This is a genomic window from Mycetocola sp. Y444 (genome assembly GCF_059445295.1).
The window spans coordinates 183140-198607 of record NZ_JCAIUB010000001.1 but is presented as its reverse complement, the minus strand read 5'-3'; the positions used below and the strand labels follow the sequence as shown (position 1 = coordinate 198607).

15 protein-coding genes and 1 riboswitch are annotated in these 15468 nt (G+C 66.6%); of the genes, 9 read left to right on the top strand and 6 right to left on the bottom strand.

Annotated elements, in window-relative coordinates:
* Positions 1-40 precede the first annotated feature (40 nt).
* Positions 41-174: riboswitch (ZMP/ZTP riboswitch) on the bottom strand.
* A gap of 113 nt (positions 175-287) precedes the next feature.
* The 9 genes from AC1C2M_RS00930 (at position 288) to AC1C2M_RS00890 (ending at position 9104) form a co-directional block, all read left to right on the top strand.
* A complete protein-coding gene (locus AC1C2M_RS00930; protein ID WP_495434940.1) occupies positions 288-1844 on the top strand; it encodes a beta-N-acetylhexosaminidase in 1557 nt (518 codons plus the stop codon).
* 88 nt (positions 1845-1932) lie between these two features.
* Entirely contained in the window at positions 1933-2829 is an 897-nt protein-coding gene (locus tag AC1C2M_RS00925) for an SIS domain-containing protein (RefSeq protein WP_495434939.1), read from the top strand.
* Positions 2826-3803: an ROK family protein gene (locus AC1C2M_RS00920; protein WP_495434938.1), complete on the top strand. Its 978-nt coding sequence runs from the start codon at positions 2826-2828 to the stop codon at positions 3801-3803. The genes AC1C2M_RS00925 and AC1C2M_RS00920 overlap by 4 nt, the downstream gene beginning before the upstream one ends.
* A complete protein-coding gene (locus tag AC1C2M_RS00915) occupies positions 3800-4762 on the top strand; it encodes a 1-phosphofructokinase family hexose kinase (protein ID WP_495434937.1) in 963 nt (320 codons plus the stop codon). Before AC1C2M_RS00920 ends, AC1C2M_RS00915 begins: the two co-directional genes overlap by 4 nt.
* Positions 4759-5628, top strand: a complete 870-nt coding sequence (locus AC1C2M_RS00910) for a class II fructose-bisphosphate aldolase (protein WP_495434936.1) — start codon at positions 4759-4761, stop codon at positions 5626-5628. The genes AC1C2M_RS00915 and AC1C2M_RS00910 overlap by 4 nt, the downstream gene beginning before the upstream one ends.
* On the top strand, positions 5615-6403 hold the full coding sequence (locus AC1C2M_RS00905; RefSeq protein ID WP_483404805.1) for a DeoR/GlpR family DNA-binding transcription regulator: 789 nt from the start codon (positions 5615-5617) through the stop codon (positions 6401-6403). The genes AC1C2M_RS00910 and AC1C2M_RS00905 overlap by 14 nt, the downstream gene beginning before the upstream one ends.
* Positions 6400-7566, top strand: coding sequence for an N-acetylglucosamine-6-phosphate deacetylase (nagA, locus tag AC1C2M_RS00900; protein WP_495434935.1), 1167 nt, complete (start codon positions 6400-6402; stop codon positions 7564-7566). Before AC1C2M_RS00905 ends, nagA begins: the two co-directional genes overlap by 4 nt.
* Positions 7567-7692: 126 nt before the next feature.
* Positions 7693-8292 carry a DinB family protein gene (locus tag AC1C2M_RS00895; RefSeq protein ID WP_495434315.1) on the top strand — a complete coding sequence of 200 codons (600 nt, stop codon included), beginning with the start codon at positions 7693-7695 and terminating at the stop codon, positions 8290-8292.
* A gap of 80 nt (positions 8293-8372) precedes the next feature.
* Entirely contained in the window at positions 8373-9104 is a 732-nt protein-coding gene (locus AC1C2M_RS00890) for a hypothetical protein (protein WP_495434934.1), read from the top strand.
* 54 nt (positions 9105-9158) lie between these two features.
* On the opposite strand, the gene mnhG is transcribed toward AC1C2M_RS00890, so the two are convergent.
* Genes mnhG through AC1C2M_RS00860 form a run of 6 tightly spaced genes read right to left on the bottom strand, consistent with a single transcriptional unit; the run spans position 9159 to position 15438 of the window.
* The gene (gene mnhG / locus AC1C2M_RS00885) at positions 9159-9593 is read right to left on the bottom strand and encodes a monovalent cation/H(+) antiporter subunit G (RefSeq protein ID WP_483404809.1); all 435 of its coding nucleotides are present in this window, start codon (positions 9591-9593) and stop codon (positions 9159-9161) included.
* Complete coding sequence (locus AC1C2M_RS00880; protein WP_483404810.1) at positions 9590-9853, bottom strand: MrpF/PhaF family protein; 264 nt, start codon at positions 9851-9853, stop codon at positions 9590-9592. Before AC1C2M_RS00880 ends, mnhG begins: the two co-directional genes overlap by 4 nt.
* On the bottom strand, positions 9853-10434 hold the full coding sequence (locus AC1C2M_RS00875) for a Na+/H+ antiporter subunit E (RefSeq protein ID WP_483404811.1): 582 nt from the start codon (positions 10432-10434) through the stop codon (positions 9853-9855). The genes AC1C2M_RS00880 and AC1C2M_RS00875 overlap by 1 nt, the downstream gene beginning before the upstream one ends.
* The gene (locus tag AC1C2M_RS00870; protein ID WP_495434314.1) at positions 10431-11993 is read right to left on the bottom strand and encodes a Na+/H+ antiporter subunit D; all 1563 of its coding nucleotides are present in this window, start codon (positions 11991-11993) and stop codon (positions 10431-10433) included. The genes AC1C2M_RS00875 and AC1C2M_RS00870 overlap by 4 nt, the downstream gene beginning before the upstream one ends.
* Positions 11990-12523: a sodium:proton antiporter gene (locus tag AC1C2M_RS00865; protein ID WP_483404813.1), complete on the bottom strand. Its 534-nt coding sequence runs from the start codon at positions 12521-12523 to the stop codon at positions 11990-11992. Before AC1C2M_RS00865 ends, AC1C2M_RS00870 begins: the two co-directional genes overlap by 4 nt.
* On the bottom strand, positions 12520-15438 hold the full coding sequence (locus tag AC1C2M_RS00860; protein ID WP_495434933.1) for a Na+/H+ antiporter subunit A: 2919 nt from the start codon (positions 15436-15438) through the stop codon (positions 12520-12522). Before AC1C2M_RS00860 ends, AC1C2M_RS00865 begins: the two co-directional genes overlap by 4 nt.
* Positions 15439-15468 lie beyond the last annotated feature (30 nt).

Sequence of the window (15468 nt, the reverse complement as noted above, 5' to 3'; positions counted from 1 at the left end):
AACTGGCTCCTTAAGACAGCGGCGGACAAGAGAGGTAATCCGTATCGACCCAGGCGTTCGGCCGAATCCGTGTCAGTCGCTCCCCGATGGTAACCATCCGGATGCTGAGCCATTCCCGCTGATTAAGAGTCAGTCGGTCAGGTCAGCACCTTTACGCCAGTTGCGACACGGCAATGGTATCAGGATGCCGTCACCAGACTCGGTGAACCCCCACAGCGCTAGCTACAGTGGACAGACGCACGGCCCTTCGGCAGCTCGGACATCGCAGTTCAAGAAACGGATCACAGATGAGACACCTCCCCGGCAGCATCGTTCCCCAGCCTGTTACGCAGGTCACACCACCCGGGGCTGCGCCCTTCGTTCTGACGACCGCATCCCGGATCCTCGCGACGACCGCCGCGGCATCCGTCGCCTCGTACCTCGCCGGGCTGCTGCGACGATCGACGGGGTTTCTCGTTCCGATCATCGAACCGTTCGAGGCAGGCCCTGACGGCGGTGAGCCGGCGCCAGCGCACGACATTGCACTGCACCTCGACGTCGCCGACACCAGAAATCTCGGCGAGGAGGGCTACGCACTCGAGACGTCTGCACTCGGTGTGCAACTGACCGCCGCCACCGTTGCCGGGCTGTTCTATGGCGTCCAGTCGCTGCGTCAGCTCTTCCCGAGCGACGTCGAAGACCGCACGGTGCAGTCCGTTGCGTGGGAGGCCCCCGCGACCACCATCACGGACCGGCCGCGCTATTCCTACCGGGGCGCCATGCTCGATGTGGCCAGGCACTTCTTCGGCGTAGACGAGGTGTGCCGGTTCATCGACATGATCACCCTGTTCAAGATCAATGTGTTGCACCTCCACCTCACCGATGACCAGGGCTGGCGCATCAGCATCGACTCGCGGCCGGAACTCACCGAGATCGGCGGTTCCACCGCTGTGGACGGCGACCAAGGCGGTTTCTACACCAAGGCCGACTTCGCTCGCATCGTCGAGTACGCGAGCGCCCGTTTCGTGACGATCGTGCCCGAGATCGACGTCCCCGGCCACACCAACGCGGCACTGTCAGCACTGCCCGAACTCAACCCGAGCGGCACAGCGGCGGCGGCATACCTCGGCACAGAGGTGGGCTTCTCGACCCTCGACACGACGAGCGACGCCACCTGGTCGTTCCTCGACGACGTCTTCCGTGAGGTCGCCGAGCAGTCCCCTGGCCCGTGGTTACACTTCGGCGGCGATGAGTCCCACGCCACACCGACCGACGAGTACCGGGAGTTCGTCGCCCGCGCGAGCCGGCTGGTCGCATCGCACGGCAAGGTCCCGATCGCATGGCACGAGGCCGGAATCAGCACCGACCTCGCCCCAGGGACCGTCGGGCAGTACTGGAGCTTCCTCACGCCGCAGAACGACGCGGCCGATCGGGCACTCTCGTTCGTGCGCCAGGGCGGTTCACTGATCCTCTCCCCCGCGGATGTCGCCTACCTCGATATCTCCTACGACGAGTCGAGCCCGATCGGGCTGTCCTGGGCGGACGGGTTCACGACAGTGCGTGAATCGTACGAGTGGGAGCCGACCGCGATCCTTCCCGACGTCGCCGGGAACATCCTCGGCATCGAAGCGCCACTCTGGACCGAGACCGTTCGATCGAGGGCCGACATCGACTACCTCGCGTTCCCCCGGCTCGTCGCGCTCGCCGAGATCGCCTGGTCGGTGCGACCGGATGAGTCAGACCGGCGGGTCTGGGCTGACTTCGCCGCTCGGCTCGAGGCGCTTCAGCCACGGTTTGAGGCACTGGGCATCAGAGCTGGGGCTCGCGTGAGCGCCACGGACACCGAGCCGGGGCTGTCCACTTAGGTTGCATCCGCGGTCGCGGCGATTGATAATGATTGTAAAGCGATAAATCAATCACTACCAATCATCGATACACGGAAACGGACGAATCGTGAACACTCAGACCGCCGGCGCGCACATGGCCGAAGAACTCCAAAGCCAGCCAGCGGTATGGGCACAGGCCGTCGACCTGATCGCTGAGCCGAAGCTTCTTCCCCAGGCGGGTGCGAAGGTCGCGGTCGTCGGTTGCGGCACCTCCTGGTTTATGGCTCAGTCCTACGCCGCCCTGCGCGAGAACGCCGGCCTCGGAGTGACCGACGCCTTCGCCGCGTCCGAAGCGTTCGTCGACCGTGACTATGACGCCGTCGTCGCAATCACTCGCTCGGGCACGACCTCCGAAGTCCTCGAACTGCTCGGCGGCATCCGCGGCAAGGTCCGCACCATCGGCATCGTCGGTGACACCTCGAGCCCCCTCGTCGACGCGGCCGATGACATCATCGCCCTGCCGTTCGCCGACGAGAAGAGCGTCGTCCAGACCCGCTTCGCGACAACGGCGCTGACCTTCCTCCGCGCATCGACCGGGGCAGATGTCTCACAGTCCATTGCCGACGCAGAAACCGCCCTCACCGAAGAACTGCCGGAACAGCTCATCGGAGCAGAGCAGGTCACGTACCTCGGTCGCGGCTGGACGGTTGGCCTCGCCCACGAGGCCGCACTCAAGATGCGCGAGTCATCGCAGGCCTGGACCGAGTCATACCCGGCGATGGAGTACCGCCACGGACCGCTCGCCATCGCCGCCCCCGGACGCGCTGTCTGGCTGTTCGGCGAGATGCCAGCTGGCCTCGACGCCGACGTCGCTGTGACCGGCGCGCACTTCGAGCACTCGGCGCTCGATCCCGTCGCCGACCTGGTCCGCGCCCACCGTGTCGCCCTCGAGCGCTCACTCCGCGCGGGACTCAACCCTGACCTCCCGCGCAACCTCACCCGATCCGTCATTCTCGGCGCATGATCGAAACCGCCCCACCCGGCCAGCTGGGCACCGGCCCCGCTGTCCTCGCGTTCGATGTGGGCGGGACCGATACCAAGGCAACACTGGTTGGCACTGATGGCCGCCTGATCGACACGGTCCGGGTACCGACACCGCACTCCGTCGACGGCACAGGGGATGCCGTGCTGGCGCAGGTCGAAACCCTGGCCCTCCGGTTCCGTGCCGCGCACCCCGACGCCGACATCCGCGCGGCTGGACTCATCGTGCCCGGCCTCGTCGACGACGAACTCGGCATCGGCGTGTTCTCCGAGAACATCGGCTGGCGGGATGTGCCGTTCCGCGCGCTCGCCGCCGAACGACTCGGCGTTCCCGTGTACTTCACCCACGACGTCAGGGCAGCGGGGGCCGCTGAGTACCAGCTCGGGAGCGCTGGCCAGTACTCGAACGTGCTCGTCGTCGTGATCGGGACCGGCATCGCCGGCGCGGTCTTCATCAACGGGAAACCGTACTCAGCTCACGGCTACGCCGGCGAAATCGGGCACTCGGTGGTCAGCCCCGGCGGGACCGCGTGCGCCTGCGGCGGTCGCGGCTGCCTCGAGGCGATCGGGTCGGCGGGCGCGATCAGCCGGCTGTACCGCGCTGGCCTGCCGGCCGGCGACCACGTCGACGGCCCTCTCGGCGCCCGTGAGGTTCTCGAGCGGGCCCGGTCCGGCGACCTGCTCGCGCAGCGGGTCTGGTCGGATGCGACGGATGCCATCGGCCTGGCGCTCGCCCAGAGCGTCGCATTGCTCGCCCCGGAGGCCATCGTGCTCGGCGGCGGACTCGCCCAGGCGGGCGACGCCCTGTTCGAACCGGTCGCCGAGCGAATGAACTCCTTCCTCACCTTCCACAGGCGGCCGGTCCTCCTCCCGGCGACGGTCGGCGAAAATGCGGGACTTGTCGGTGCCGCCCTCGGCGCCCGCGGCATCCTCGACCCATCGGCCGGTGCCCCGTGATCGTCACGGTCACGCCGAACCCGGCCGTGGACATCACCCTCACCCTCGACCGCCTGGACCCCGGGCACACCCACCGGGTCGCACCGGGCATCCGCCGGGCGGGAGGCAAGGGGCTCAACGTCGCGAGGGTCCTTGAGAAGATGGGTGCAGACGCGCTCGTCGTTGCGCCGGTCGGGCGAAACGACCTGGACTGGTTCGGCTCGGATCTCGGACGCATTCCATCGAGCCTCGTCGAGGTTCCCGGAAACGTCAGGCAGTCGACCGCCATCGTCGAACCGGACAGGACGACGATCATCAACGAGACGGGCGTGGCCATCGACGCAGGGGCCTGGGCCGAGCTTCTCGCTGCCGTCACCGGTCGACTGGCCGACGCGACCTGCCTCGTCATCTCCGGAAGCGTCCCGCCCGGATGCCCTGACACCCTCTACGGTGATCTCGTCGCCGCCGGTCGCGCTGCGGGCATTCCCGTCATAGCGGATGCCACGGGCACGCAACTGCGAAACGCTGCCGTTGCCGGTGCGACGGTTCTCAAACCCAACGCGAGTGAACTCCTCGACACCACGGGCGAATCAGATCCGGTCGCCGGCGCTCGCGCGCTCCAGTCGATGGGCGCCCGCCTCGTGCTCGTGTCGCTCGGCGAAGCGGGCATGATCGCTGTTCCCGCCGACCCGGCGGAACCCGTGCTCGCGGCTCGGCTCGGCCGCGTCCTCGCCGGCAACCCGACAGGTGCCGGCGACGCCGGCGTCGCCGGAGTGGCAGCACTCCTCGCGCGGGACACCCGCGCACACCTCGACACACGGGCGATCCTCACCAGGGCGACAGCCTGGTCGGCCGCGGCCGTACTCGAACCCATCGCCGGCGACGTCGACCCGGGACGAATCACCGACCTCGAACGGGAGATCACCATCTCCCGTTACCAGGGCCACCCCACGACAACCACGGACGAGAGAAAGTCATGACGCTCGAGACGACGAGAACCCTGATCGACCACGCGTACAGGAACGGGACGGGAATCGGCGCTTTCAACGTGGTGTCGCTCGAGACGGCCGAGGGTCTCGTTTCGGCGAGCGAGCGCGCGGGTCTCGGCGTCATCCTGCAGATCTCTGAGAACTGTGCCCGCTACCACGGCTCGCTCGGTCCGATCGCGCGCGCGACGCTCGCCCTCGCCGAGGCCGCGTCAACGCCGGTCTCCGTCCACCTCGACCACGCGGAGGATGAGTCGCTCGCACGGGAGGCCATCGACCTCGGTTTCAGTTCGGTGATGTACGACGGGGCGAAGCTCGAGTACGCCGACAATGTCGCGGCGACCCGGAGGGTGGTCGAGGCCGCTCACGACGCCGGCGTGTATGTCGAGGCCGAGCTGGGCAAGGTCGGCGGCAAGGACGGCGCCCACGCTCCCGGCGTCCGCACCGATCCCGTCGAAGCCGTCGCCTTCGTCTCCGACACCGGGGTCGACGCACTCGCCGTCGCCGTCGGCTCCTCACACGCGATGACAAACCGCGTGGCATCCGTCGATCTCGACCTGATCGCAGCGCTGCGGTCGGCGCTGACCGTGCCCCTCGTGCTGCACGGCTCCTCGGGTGTCGCCGACGCCAATATCGTTGCGGCCATCGGCTCCGGGATGACCAAGATCAACGTGTCGACCCACCTCAACGGCTTTTACACCCGCGCCGCGCGCGCGGTGCTCGACAATGACGACGCGATCGTCGATCCGCGCAAGTACCTCACTCCGGCGCGGGAGAGCCTGAGCCGGGAGGCACAACGACTCCTGACACTCTTCGCGCGCGGGATGGCCACGACGGAAGCACTCGATGAATCGCGATGAGCGACTGCGCGCCGTACTCGACCTGCTCGCTGAAAACGGCCAGGTCGAGGTCGACGACCTGACCGCGTCACTCGGAGTCTCCCCAGCGACCGCTCGCCGTGACCTCGACACCCTCGCGAGGCAGCAGTTGCTGACCCGCACCAGGGGTGGCGCCGTCGGTAATTCAGTCGCATACGACCTGCCGATCAGGTACCGGCACGAGTCGAACGCCGAAGCGAAGCAACTGATCGCACAGGCGGCGAGCGCCCTGGTTCACCGCGGCAGTGTCGTCGGCTTGTGTGGGGGCACAACGGCGACCGCGATCGCGACGGTTCTGTCGACGCGATCCGACCTCTCGGAACCGTCCCCGGAGCCGAGCCTCACGATCGTGACCAACGCCGTGAACATCGCGGCCCAACTCGCCATGCGCCCGCAGTTCAAGGTGGTCGTCACCGGTGGAGTGGTGCACCCGCGATCGTACGAACTCGTCGGACCGTACAGCGACATGGTCCTCGAGGGGGTGGCGCTTGACCTGGCCTTCATCGGGGTCAACGGCGTCGTGCCTGAGCACGGCGCTTCGGTCAACGACGAGTCGGAAGCGCACGTCAACCGGCTGATGGCATCGAGGGCCGCCCGAGCGTTCATGGTGGCGGACTCCACCAAGATCGGCGTTCGGTCGTTCGCGACAGTCGGCGGGGCCGAACTCTTCGGCAGTTTCATCACCGACGACGGGATCACCGCCGAGCAGAAAAGCGCGTTCGCCGCCGACGGCATCGACGTTATCGTTGCATCGTGACTGAACTCGCTCCAGCGCCCATCGACCTCGTCATTCACTCGGTCACCCTCGTCACCGGCGGGCACGTCACGCCCGATGCATTCGTGGCCGTGTCCGGCGACGTCATCGCTGCCGTCGGCGCCGGGCCGGAGTGGACACAGCTTGGCGCGGCAGAGACCGTGAACGGGGAAGGCCTCACCCTCACTCCCGGCTTCATCGACATCCACGGGCACGGGGGAAACGCGCGATCGTTCGATGACGGTGCCGACAGCATCCGCTCGGCCCTCGAGGTCCACCGCAGCCACGGCACGACCCGGTCCGTGCTCTCGCTCGTCACCGCAACCGTCGACGACCTCGTCGACCGCGTCGGCACCATCGCCGACCTCGCCGAGGCGGACCCGACGATCCTCGGTTCTCACCTCGAGGGACCCTTCCTCGACATTGGCAGGCAGGGTGCCCACAACCCTGAATTGCTGCGCGCTCCTGACCCCGAGAGCATCGACCGCCTCGTCACAGCGGCTCGCGGCACGCTCAGGCAGGTCACTCTCGCCCCCGAGCTGCCGGGAGGCCTCGACGCCATCCGTCAGTTTGCCGACGCGGGCGTCACAGTGGCGGTCGGGCACACCAGCGTCGACTTCGACGGCGCCCTCGAGGCGTTCGAGGCGGGGGCGAGCATCCTCACCCACGCGTTCAACGCGATGAACGGCATCCACCACCGCGAACCGGGACCGGTCGCAGCCGCGACCTCCTCACCATCGGTGACCCTCGAGATCATCAACGACGGTGTCCACGTTCACCCCGAGGTCGTTCGGATGGCATTCGCTTCCGCACCGGGCCGAATCGCCCTGATCACGGATGCCATGGCTGCAGCCGGTTCGGACGACGGCGTCTACCAGCTTGGTTCGCTGTCGGTCACGGTGACGGACGGTGTCGCGCGGCTCACCGACGGCGACTCGATCGCCGGATCGACACTCCTGCTCGACGAGGCGCTTCGGCGCGCGGTGTTCGACGTCGGCATCGAACTCACGGATGCCGTCACAGCGCTCACGACGACGCCTGCCCGCGCGATCGGGCGCGCTGGCGACCTCGGGCAACTCGCGCCCGGTTTCGCTGCCGATGCCGTGCTTCTCGACGACGACCTCACCGTCGTCGGCGTGTGGGCAGCGGGCGACCGGGTCACTTAGCGCCGAGACCATCAGTTCCGGTCGAACACATCACGCGCAACTGATGCGCTCGACCGCACGTGATGCGCTCGCCTGCCGGACCATTCACCCGTGCGGTAACGATGCCCTCTGTGCAAGGCTGTCGTCATGCCGCTCACCGACCCCAGGGACGACCTCGCCATCTACCTGCAGCGCGCCAGGGAGGCGCTCCTGTGGAAGCTCGACGGGGTGTCGGAGTACGACGTTCGCCGCCCGCTCGTTCCGACGGGCACGAACCTGCTCGGCCTGATCAAGCACATTGCCGGCGTCGAGGCTGGATACCTCGGCGAGACCTTTGGCCGCCCGTTCCCCGAACCGCTGCCGTGGATGGACGACGATGCCGAGCCGAACGCCGACATGTGGGCAACGGAAGACGAATCGCGAGAGTCGATCATCGCGTTGTACCGGCGCGTGTGGAAACACTCGGATGCCACTGTCGCCGCCCTCGATCTGAGCGCCGTCGGGCGGGTGCCCTGGTGGCCGCGGGAGAAGAGCGAGACCACCCTGCACCGGATCCTCGTGCACCTCGTCGAGGAAACCAACCGGCACGCGGGCCACGCGGATATCGTCCGTGAACTCATCGACGGTTCCGTCGGGCTCAGGGCCGGCACGTCGAACCTGCCAGCGGAAGACGAGAGCTGGTGGGCGAGCTACGTCAACCGGCTCGAGCAAACCGCGGTGGCCGCAGCCGATCGCGCGGCGACCTGAGGCGCCAACCCGGCCCCGGCTCGGCAGTGCGCACTCGTCCGCAGCTGGCACCCGGTAGCGTACCGGGAACGGAGGTGAATATGCAGGCTCCTGAACCGGTTCTCCCGACAGAGGACATTCCGGACGCGCCCGTCATCGTGCTGCTGGCGAGCGCCCTCCTCGGCCCTGCCGCCTGGGAACCGGTCCAGCGCGAATTACGCCGTCGGGGACACGAGGTGGTCATCGCTCCGCCCGACGACGAGCCGGACCCCGTAACCCCGATCGATGCGGCCCTGGGCTACGCGACCGCGGTTCCCGCCGACCGCACGGTCATCCTCGTGCCGCATTCCAATGCGGGCAACTTTGTCCCGACGCTGATCGACATCCGCACGGTGGCCTGCGTGGTGTTCGTCGACGCGGTCGTTCCTGTCTCGTCGGGTATCCAGAAGCTCGCGGTAGCCGCTGTGCTCGACCGGGTCGAACCCCTCGCCGACGAGGATGGCCTGCTCCCCGTCTGGACTGACTGGTTCGACGAGGAAGACATCGCCAGGCTCTTCCCTGACCCGGCGACGAGGTTCCACATCGAAGCGCAGCAACCCCAGCTTCCCCTCGATTTCCTCCGCGGCACGCTCAGGATCGACGCGGGCTGGGACACGACGCCAGCCGGTTACCTCGCCTTCGGCTCGACCTACGCCGATGAGGTCTCCCGGGCCCGATCACGCGGGTGGCCGGTCATCGAACTGGACGGCCGCCACCTCCACATGCTCGTCGACCCTGCCGGCGTCGCCAACGCGATCCTCGAGCTCGTCAGTCGTGCAGCGCCACAACCCTGAGACCACCCGACAGACGGATGCCGTCAGCACGTCGCGTTGAGCTGTCCGTCCCGGTTATTTGTCGGGTTCGCCCGCGGTTCGTTGTTCGTAGGCGGCCCCGGTATCGGCGTCGGGACCCGTTGCTGCTGCCGCCCTCTCCCGCTCGATCCGCTCGACCCGGTCGGCGAGCTCATCCCGGATCAGCAGGTCACGACGCAGGTGATTCGACCGGTAGGCGGCTCGCGCGACCATGTGCGCGGTGATCGGAGCTGTCAGCCCCTGGAAGATGATGATGGCCGTGAGGAGCGCGAAGGTCGCTATCCGCGGGTCGTTCACGGCGACACCGGCAGAGGCGCACATGAGGCCGAGGATCTGCGGCTTCGTTGCGGCGTGGAGCCGGGACAGCACGTCGGGGAACCGGAAGAGACCGATACCCGCTGCAGCGCACATCAGCGCGGCAACCATGACGAGGGTGATGGTGATGATTTCGCGAACGCTGTCCCAAATCATGTCTCATCCTGTTTCGCCATGAAGCGGGCAAAGCTCACCGAGCCGAGGAATGCGAATGCCGCGAGAACGAGGATGACGGGCAGCGTCTCGGTGTGCTGGTTGAAAGCCATTTCACTTCCGAGCACACACATCACCGTGGCAACGAAGACGTCGGAGGCGATGACGCGGTCGAGCAGGCTCGGCCCCTTGATCACCCGGTAGAGCGCGGCGACAGCCCCGATACTGAAGAGCACACCGGCGATAATGATCGCAACCTGCATCAGGAGCCTCCTCCCGTGTCGGATCTGGTCAGGTGGTTGGGCTGGCGCACCCGCCAGACGTCGTCGTTCGAACCGATGGCCATGACCAGTCGTTTCTCCGTGGCGAAAACCTCGTCGCGGAACTCCTCAAGGTCCTGCTCGGTGCGGACGTTGATGACGTGGACGTAGAGCACGGACTCCTGACGGTCGACATCGACCACGATCGAGCCGGGAACGAGCGAGATGGCTTCGGCGGTGAAGGTCATGATGAGGTCGGACCGGGTGTCGAGCGGAATCGCGATAACAGCGCTCGACGGCTTGTACCTCGGGTTGATGACCAGCCAGGCCACGTCGATTGACGCCCGCGCGATGTCGACGATGAGCCGGACGAAGAACACCAGGAGGTACCAGACGTTGACGCGGCCGCTCAGATCGATCGCCGGCAGGTAGAACATCAGCGAGATCACAACGGCGAGAATCACTCCGGTCAGGACCGTAAGCACCGTCACCTGGCCCCACACCAGGCACCAGAGCACAACGAGGCCGCCGAGCAGCGCGAACTGGCTGACCGCCCTGATGTGGTGTCCCGAGTCTGAACTCATCGCACACCCCCCGGGAACACGGCCTCGACGTAGGTGGAAGAGACTTCGAAATCGGATGCCGTGCGCTCGGCGAAGGCGAAGAGCGGCCCGGCGAAGAGAGTGAGGCAGACGGTCAGCGCAACCATTCCTGTGGTTGCACTGAGCATCAGGGCGGGGACGCGCTTGGACATCACGGTGACGCCCCGGTCCTCCGGGCCCTCCGCAAGCGACTTGAGCAACGGGGATGAATAACCCTCGACCTCGCTCTCCGACCGCCAGAAAGCCATGTTCCATACTCGCGCGAGCGCGTACAGCGTGAGCAGGGAGGTGAGTGCTCCCGCGGCGATCAGCAGGTAGGACAACGGCGTTCCCAGCTCGACGCCGGCCTCGAACAGGCCGATCTTGCCGAGGAATCCGGAGAACGGCGGGATGCCCCCGAGGTTCATCGCGCCGATAAAGAACAGCACTGACACGAACGGGGACGCCTTGAGGATGCCGCCGAGCCGGTTGATCGAGGTCGTGCCGCCGATCCGTTCCACGAGTCCCGTCGCGAGGAACAGGGTCGTCTGCACGATGATGTGGTGGATGATGTAGAAGATCGTCGCCGCCAGTGCGGCCTGACTCCCGATGGCGATACCGAAGATCATGTAGCCGATGTGGCTGACGAGGGTGAACGACAACAGCCGTTTGATGTCGGCCTGCGCCAGGGCGCCGAGGATCCCGATGAGCAGCGTGAGCAGGGCGATGATCATGAGCGGAACGTCGATATCGACGTCGGTGAACATCACGGTGTCTGTCCGGATGATGGCATAGACGCCGACCTTGGTCAGCAAACCGGCGAACACCGCCGTCACGGGTGCCGGTGCCGTTGGGTACGAGTCGGGGAGCCAGAACGACATCGGGAACACAGCAGCCTTGACGCAGAACGCGACGAGGAGCGAGATGCACAGGATGAGCTGCACATCCATGGGAAGGTCCCTGACCCGCTCGGCGATGAGTGCGATGGTGACCGTGCCGGTGGCCGCGTAGATGAAAGCGATCGAGGCCAGGAAGATGATCGACGACGTGAGACTGATGATGATGTAGGTCACGCCGGCGCGGATGCGCGCACCTGTTCCACCGAGCGTCAGGAGCACATAGCTCGCCGAGAGCAGCATCTCGAACCCGACATACATGTTGAACAGGTCGCCGGCGACGAAGGCATCGAACAACCCGGCCGACAGCACGAGGTAGGTGGGGTGGAAGATCGTGACCGGTGTATCCCGGTCGCCGTCCGCGATACCCTGGCCGGCGGCGAAGATGAGCACACCGAGGAGCATCAGCGCGGAGATCAGCACCATGATGACCGCGAGCCGGTCGGCAACGAGGACGATACCGAACGGGGCATCCCACGCACCGACATCGACGACGACAGCTCCGTGCCTGTCGACGTGGACGAGCAGGATGGTCGCCAGCACGGAGACCGCGCTGAGCGCGAGAATACTGACCGCGACCTGCGCACGGCGGTAAGCGCTGAGAACCAGCGCGAGGGCGGCGGCGAAGAGCGGGATCAGGACGATCAGGGGCAGAATCGCGGTCATGTGCGTCTCCCCTTCTCGTTCCTGCCTGTGTCGTCCGAACGGTCCGGGCCGGAAGAATCGTCCCGGCCCTCTGCGTCGCCCGGGTCGTCCGGATGCTCGTCGCTCGCCGCAAGCAATTGCTGGATTGCCGCGTCGTCGAGGTCGACGGCATCGAACGTTGCCTCGGTCAGCGCCTGGGTGTCTTCGGTGTGCTGGTCCGGCACCACGTCGCCCTGGTCGCCGAGCTGCGCGAGCCACCACGACCGGTAGATGAGCGCGAGGACGAAGGCCGTGATCCCGAAGTTGATCACGATGGCCGTGAGCATGAGAACCTGCGGCACCGGGTCGACCATCGACTCATCGGATGCCGTGCCCGTGACGATCGGCGCGCTGCCGCTCGGTCCGCTGACGAGCAGGATGAGGAGGTTGGTGGCGTTACCGACGAGCATGAAGCCGATGAGCACGCGGGTCAGCGAGCGCTCCAGCATGACGGTGATCCCGACCGCGTAGAGAATGGCCATGAGGATGATGAGTGTCAGTGACGCGGTCATCGCACTGCCTCGCTCTCGGAGAAGTCGTCCTGCGCTTCGCCCGACAGGTCTGCGTCCTCCTGCTGGCGGTCGATCTCAGCCCCGAGGCTGCGAAGGATATCGAGCGTGAGGCCGACCACGACGAGGTACACCCCGAAGTCGAAGATGGTCGACGAGCCGAACGACAGGTGTCCGAGGATCGGCACGTCCGCCTCAAGGTAGACCGACTGCAGTGCAGCGCCGCCGAAGAACATCGAGGCGATGGCGGTGCCAACGGCGAGGGCGAGGCCGAGTCCGAGGATCTTGCCGGCGTCGACGGGAATCGCTTCGGCGAGCTCGTAGCGGCCGCCGGCAAGGTAACGGGCGACGAGCGCGAGCCCCGCGAGCAGTCCGCCGGCGAACCCTCCTCCCGGTGCGTTGTGCCCGGCAAAGAGCAGGTACACCGACACCACGATTGCCGGGTGGAAGAGCAAACGCACCAGGACCTCGAGCAGGACTGACCTGTGGTCGCGGGCGAGCGTCCGGCCGGCGAGCAGCCAGCTCATCCGGTTCGAGCTGGCCTCGGGGCCCGGTGCGAGCGGGTCGACGACAACGCGGCGGCGATTGCGGCCGCGGCGCTGCTGCTTGGATCCGGAGAGCCGCGGAATCGGCCCCGTCCTCCCAGTGACGAACAGGAGGCTCGCGATTCCCGTTGCGACAACGACGAGGACGGAGATCTCCCCCATGGTGTCCCACGCGCGAATGTCGACGAGGACGACGTTGATGATGTTGAGGCCGTGCGCACCTTCAACAGCGAGCCTCGGCCATTCGGCGCCGATGCTCTCGGCCTGCCGCGCACCGAGCGCGATGATCGCAACGATAGCCATCGTCACCCCGACGGCGACGCCGATCGCGGCTCGGAGAATCCTCCGCACCGGCTTGTTCCGCTGCGCGATTCTGGTCGGCAGCCTCCGCAGCACAAGAACGAAGACGACGAGCGTCACCATTTCGACGAGGGCCTGTGTGAGCGCGAGGTCGGGTGCGCCGTGCAGGGCAAAGAGGGCGACCATTCCGAAACCTGTGGTTCCGACGAGCAGCACCGCGCTCATCCGCTGCTTCGCCTTGCCCGCCATGACCGCAGCCGTCGCAACGGCAACGGCGATGAGGACCTGCTCCGGGTAATCCCACAAGCGGATGCTGTCTGGCCAGCTTCGGTTCATGGCGGACGCAACCCCGAGGGTCAGCACGTAGACGACGAGGATCGTGCCGAGGTACTGGGGCAGTCCGCCGCGCTGGGCGAAGATCGTCGTGCGAGCGGACAGCCGGTCGATGAACTGGATGATGAGCCAGTAGCCGCGTGAGCTATCGAACATGGGCGACACGGCATCCTGGACCCTGGCCACCCATTTGCGCCGGATGAACAGGACGACACCGAGCAGCACCACGACCGCCGACACCGCGAGTGCGGGTTCGAAGCCGTGCCACAGCGCCAGGTGGTACTCCCCGTGACCTGGCATGGTGTCCGCGTACGGCTGGAAGAAGGGGTCGACGGCGGACGCACCAACGCCGAGTGCGATCGTGGCAGCCGCGAGGATCGCGGGAGCGGTGAGAATGCCCCAGCCGTCGGAGTGCAGGGCCGTCGGCGCGCGATCAGGCCGAGTCGCGAACGCGCCCCAGAAGAAGCGGATGCTGTAGGCCACGGTCAGCACGGAGCCGACGGCTGTGCCGACAAGCGCCACCCAGCCCCAGACGTCGCCGGCCCGCCCTGCTTCGAGGAACGCGGTGAAGACGGCTTCCTTCGCCACGAAACCGAAGAGGGGCGGGATTCCGGCCATCGATGCAACAGCGATGAGGCTGATCGCCGCGAGCATCTTCGACTGCCTGCCGATGCCCGAGAGTTTGCGCCAGTCGCGGGTGCCTGCCCTGTGATCGATGATGCCGACGACGAGGAAAAGCGCTGCCTTGTAGATGGCGTGGGCGACGAGCAGCGCGGCGCCGGCGATTGCCGCGTCGTATCCACCGAAGCCGACGATCACCATGAGGAAGCCCAGCTGGCTCACTGTGCCATAGGCGAGGACGAGCTTGAGGTCGTACTGGCGCAGCGACCGCCAGGCGCCGACGAGCATCGCCAGCACTCCGAGCGACACGAGTACCTCAACCCAGCCAGGCGTATCCGAGTACCCGGGGGCCAGGCGCGCCACCAGGTAGATACCCGCCTTCACCATCGCGGCGGCGTGGAGATACGCGCTCACCGGCGTTGGCGCAGCCATCGCGGCTGGGAGCCAGAAGTGAAACGGGACGATCGCAGACTTGGACAGCGCGCCGACGAGGATCAGGAGGATCGCGACGGTCGTTGCCGGTGAGCTGAGGCCCTGGTCGACGATCGAGGCGATGGATGTCGTTCCGGCCTGAACGCTGATCATCACAACGCCGATGAGCATCACGAGGCCGCCGAACGTTGTCACGAGGAGCGCCTGGAGCGCGGCACCCCTGCTCTCCTTGCGATCGACGTAGTGCCCGATGAGCAGGTAGCTCAGCACGCTCGTGATCTCCCAGAACATGAACATCACGATGATGTCGTCGGCGGTCACGAGTCCGTACATCGTGCCGGCGAAGGCGAGCAGGAGGGCCGCGAACCGGCCGAGGCCCGGTTCATCGCTGGAGAAATACCTGGCGCAATAGACGAGGACGAGCCCGCCGACACCGGTCACGATGAGAGCGAGCAGCCAGGCGAGAGTATCGACCCGGAACGACAGCGCAATACCGAGCTGAGGGATCCACGGGATGGTCTCGACGATGGAACCGCCCGCGAGAACGGTTCCTGTCTGCGTCAGGGTGTAGACGAACGCGCCGAACGGAAGCACCGAGATGACGTAGAAGACCCGCGTCGACAACCAGCTGGTGAGGATGTTCGTGGCGCACGAAACCACGAGGAAGGCCAGCAGGAGAAGCGCCATGGAGGTCTCTCGGGTTTGGATCGATTGGTC

What these genes read in the sequence shown, in the direction of transcription:
- AC1C2M_RS00930 (WP_495434940.1), top strand. Translation starts at nt 288, where the DNA reads ATGAGACACCTCCCCGGCAGCATCGTTCCCCAGCCTGTTACGCAGGTC.
- AC1C2M_RS00910 (WP_495434936.1), top strand. Translation starts at nt 4,759, where the DNA reads ATGACGCTCGAGACGACGAGAACCCTGATCGACCACGCGTACAGGAAC.
- AC1C2M_RS00870 (WP_495434314.1), bottom strand. Translation starts at nt 11,993, where the DNA reads ATGACCGCGATTCTGCCCCTGATCGTCCTGATCCCGCTCTTCGCCGCC.
- AC1C2M_RS00880 (WP_483404810.1), bottom strand. Translation starts at nt 9,853, where the DNA reads ATGCAGGTTGCGATCATTATCGCCGGTGTGCTCTTCAGTATCGGGGCT.
- mnhG (WP_483404809.1), bottom strand. Translation starts at nt 9,593, where the DNA reads ATGATTTGGGACAGCGTTCGCGAAATCATCACCATCACCCTCGTCATG.
- AC1C2M_RS00905 (WP_483404805.1), top strand. Translation starts at nt 5,615, where the DNA reads ATGAATCGCGATGAGCGACTGCGCGCCGTACTCGACCTGCTCGCTGAA.
- AC1C2M_RS00860 (WP_495434933.1), bottom strand. Translation starts at nt 15,438, where the DNA reads ATGGCGCTTCTCCTGCTGGCCTTCCTCGTGGTTTCGTGCGCCACGAAC.
- AC1C2M_RS00865 (WP_483404813.1), bottom strand. Translation starts at nt 12,523, where the DNA reads ATGACCGCGTCACTGACACTCATCATCCTCATGGCCATTCTCTACGCG.
- AC1C2M_RS00895 (WP_495434315.1), top strand. Translation starts at nt 7,693, where the DNA reads ATGCCGCTCACCGACCCCAGGGACGACCTCGCCATCTACCTGCAGCGC.
- AC1C2M_RS00875 (WP_483404811.1), bottom strand. Translation starts at nt 10,434, where the DNA reads ATGAGTTCAGACTCGGGACACCACATCAGGGCGGTCAGCCAGTTCGCG.
- AC1C2M_RS00890 (WP_495434934.1), top strand. Translation starts at nt 8,373, where the DNA reads ATGCAGGCTCCTGAACCGGTTCTCCCGACAGAGGACATTCCGGACGCG.
- AC1C2M_RS00920 (WP_495434938.1), top strand. Translation starts at nt 2,826, where the DNA reads ATGATCGAAACCGCCCCACCCGGCCAGCTGGGCACCGGCCCCGCTGTC.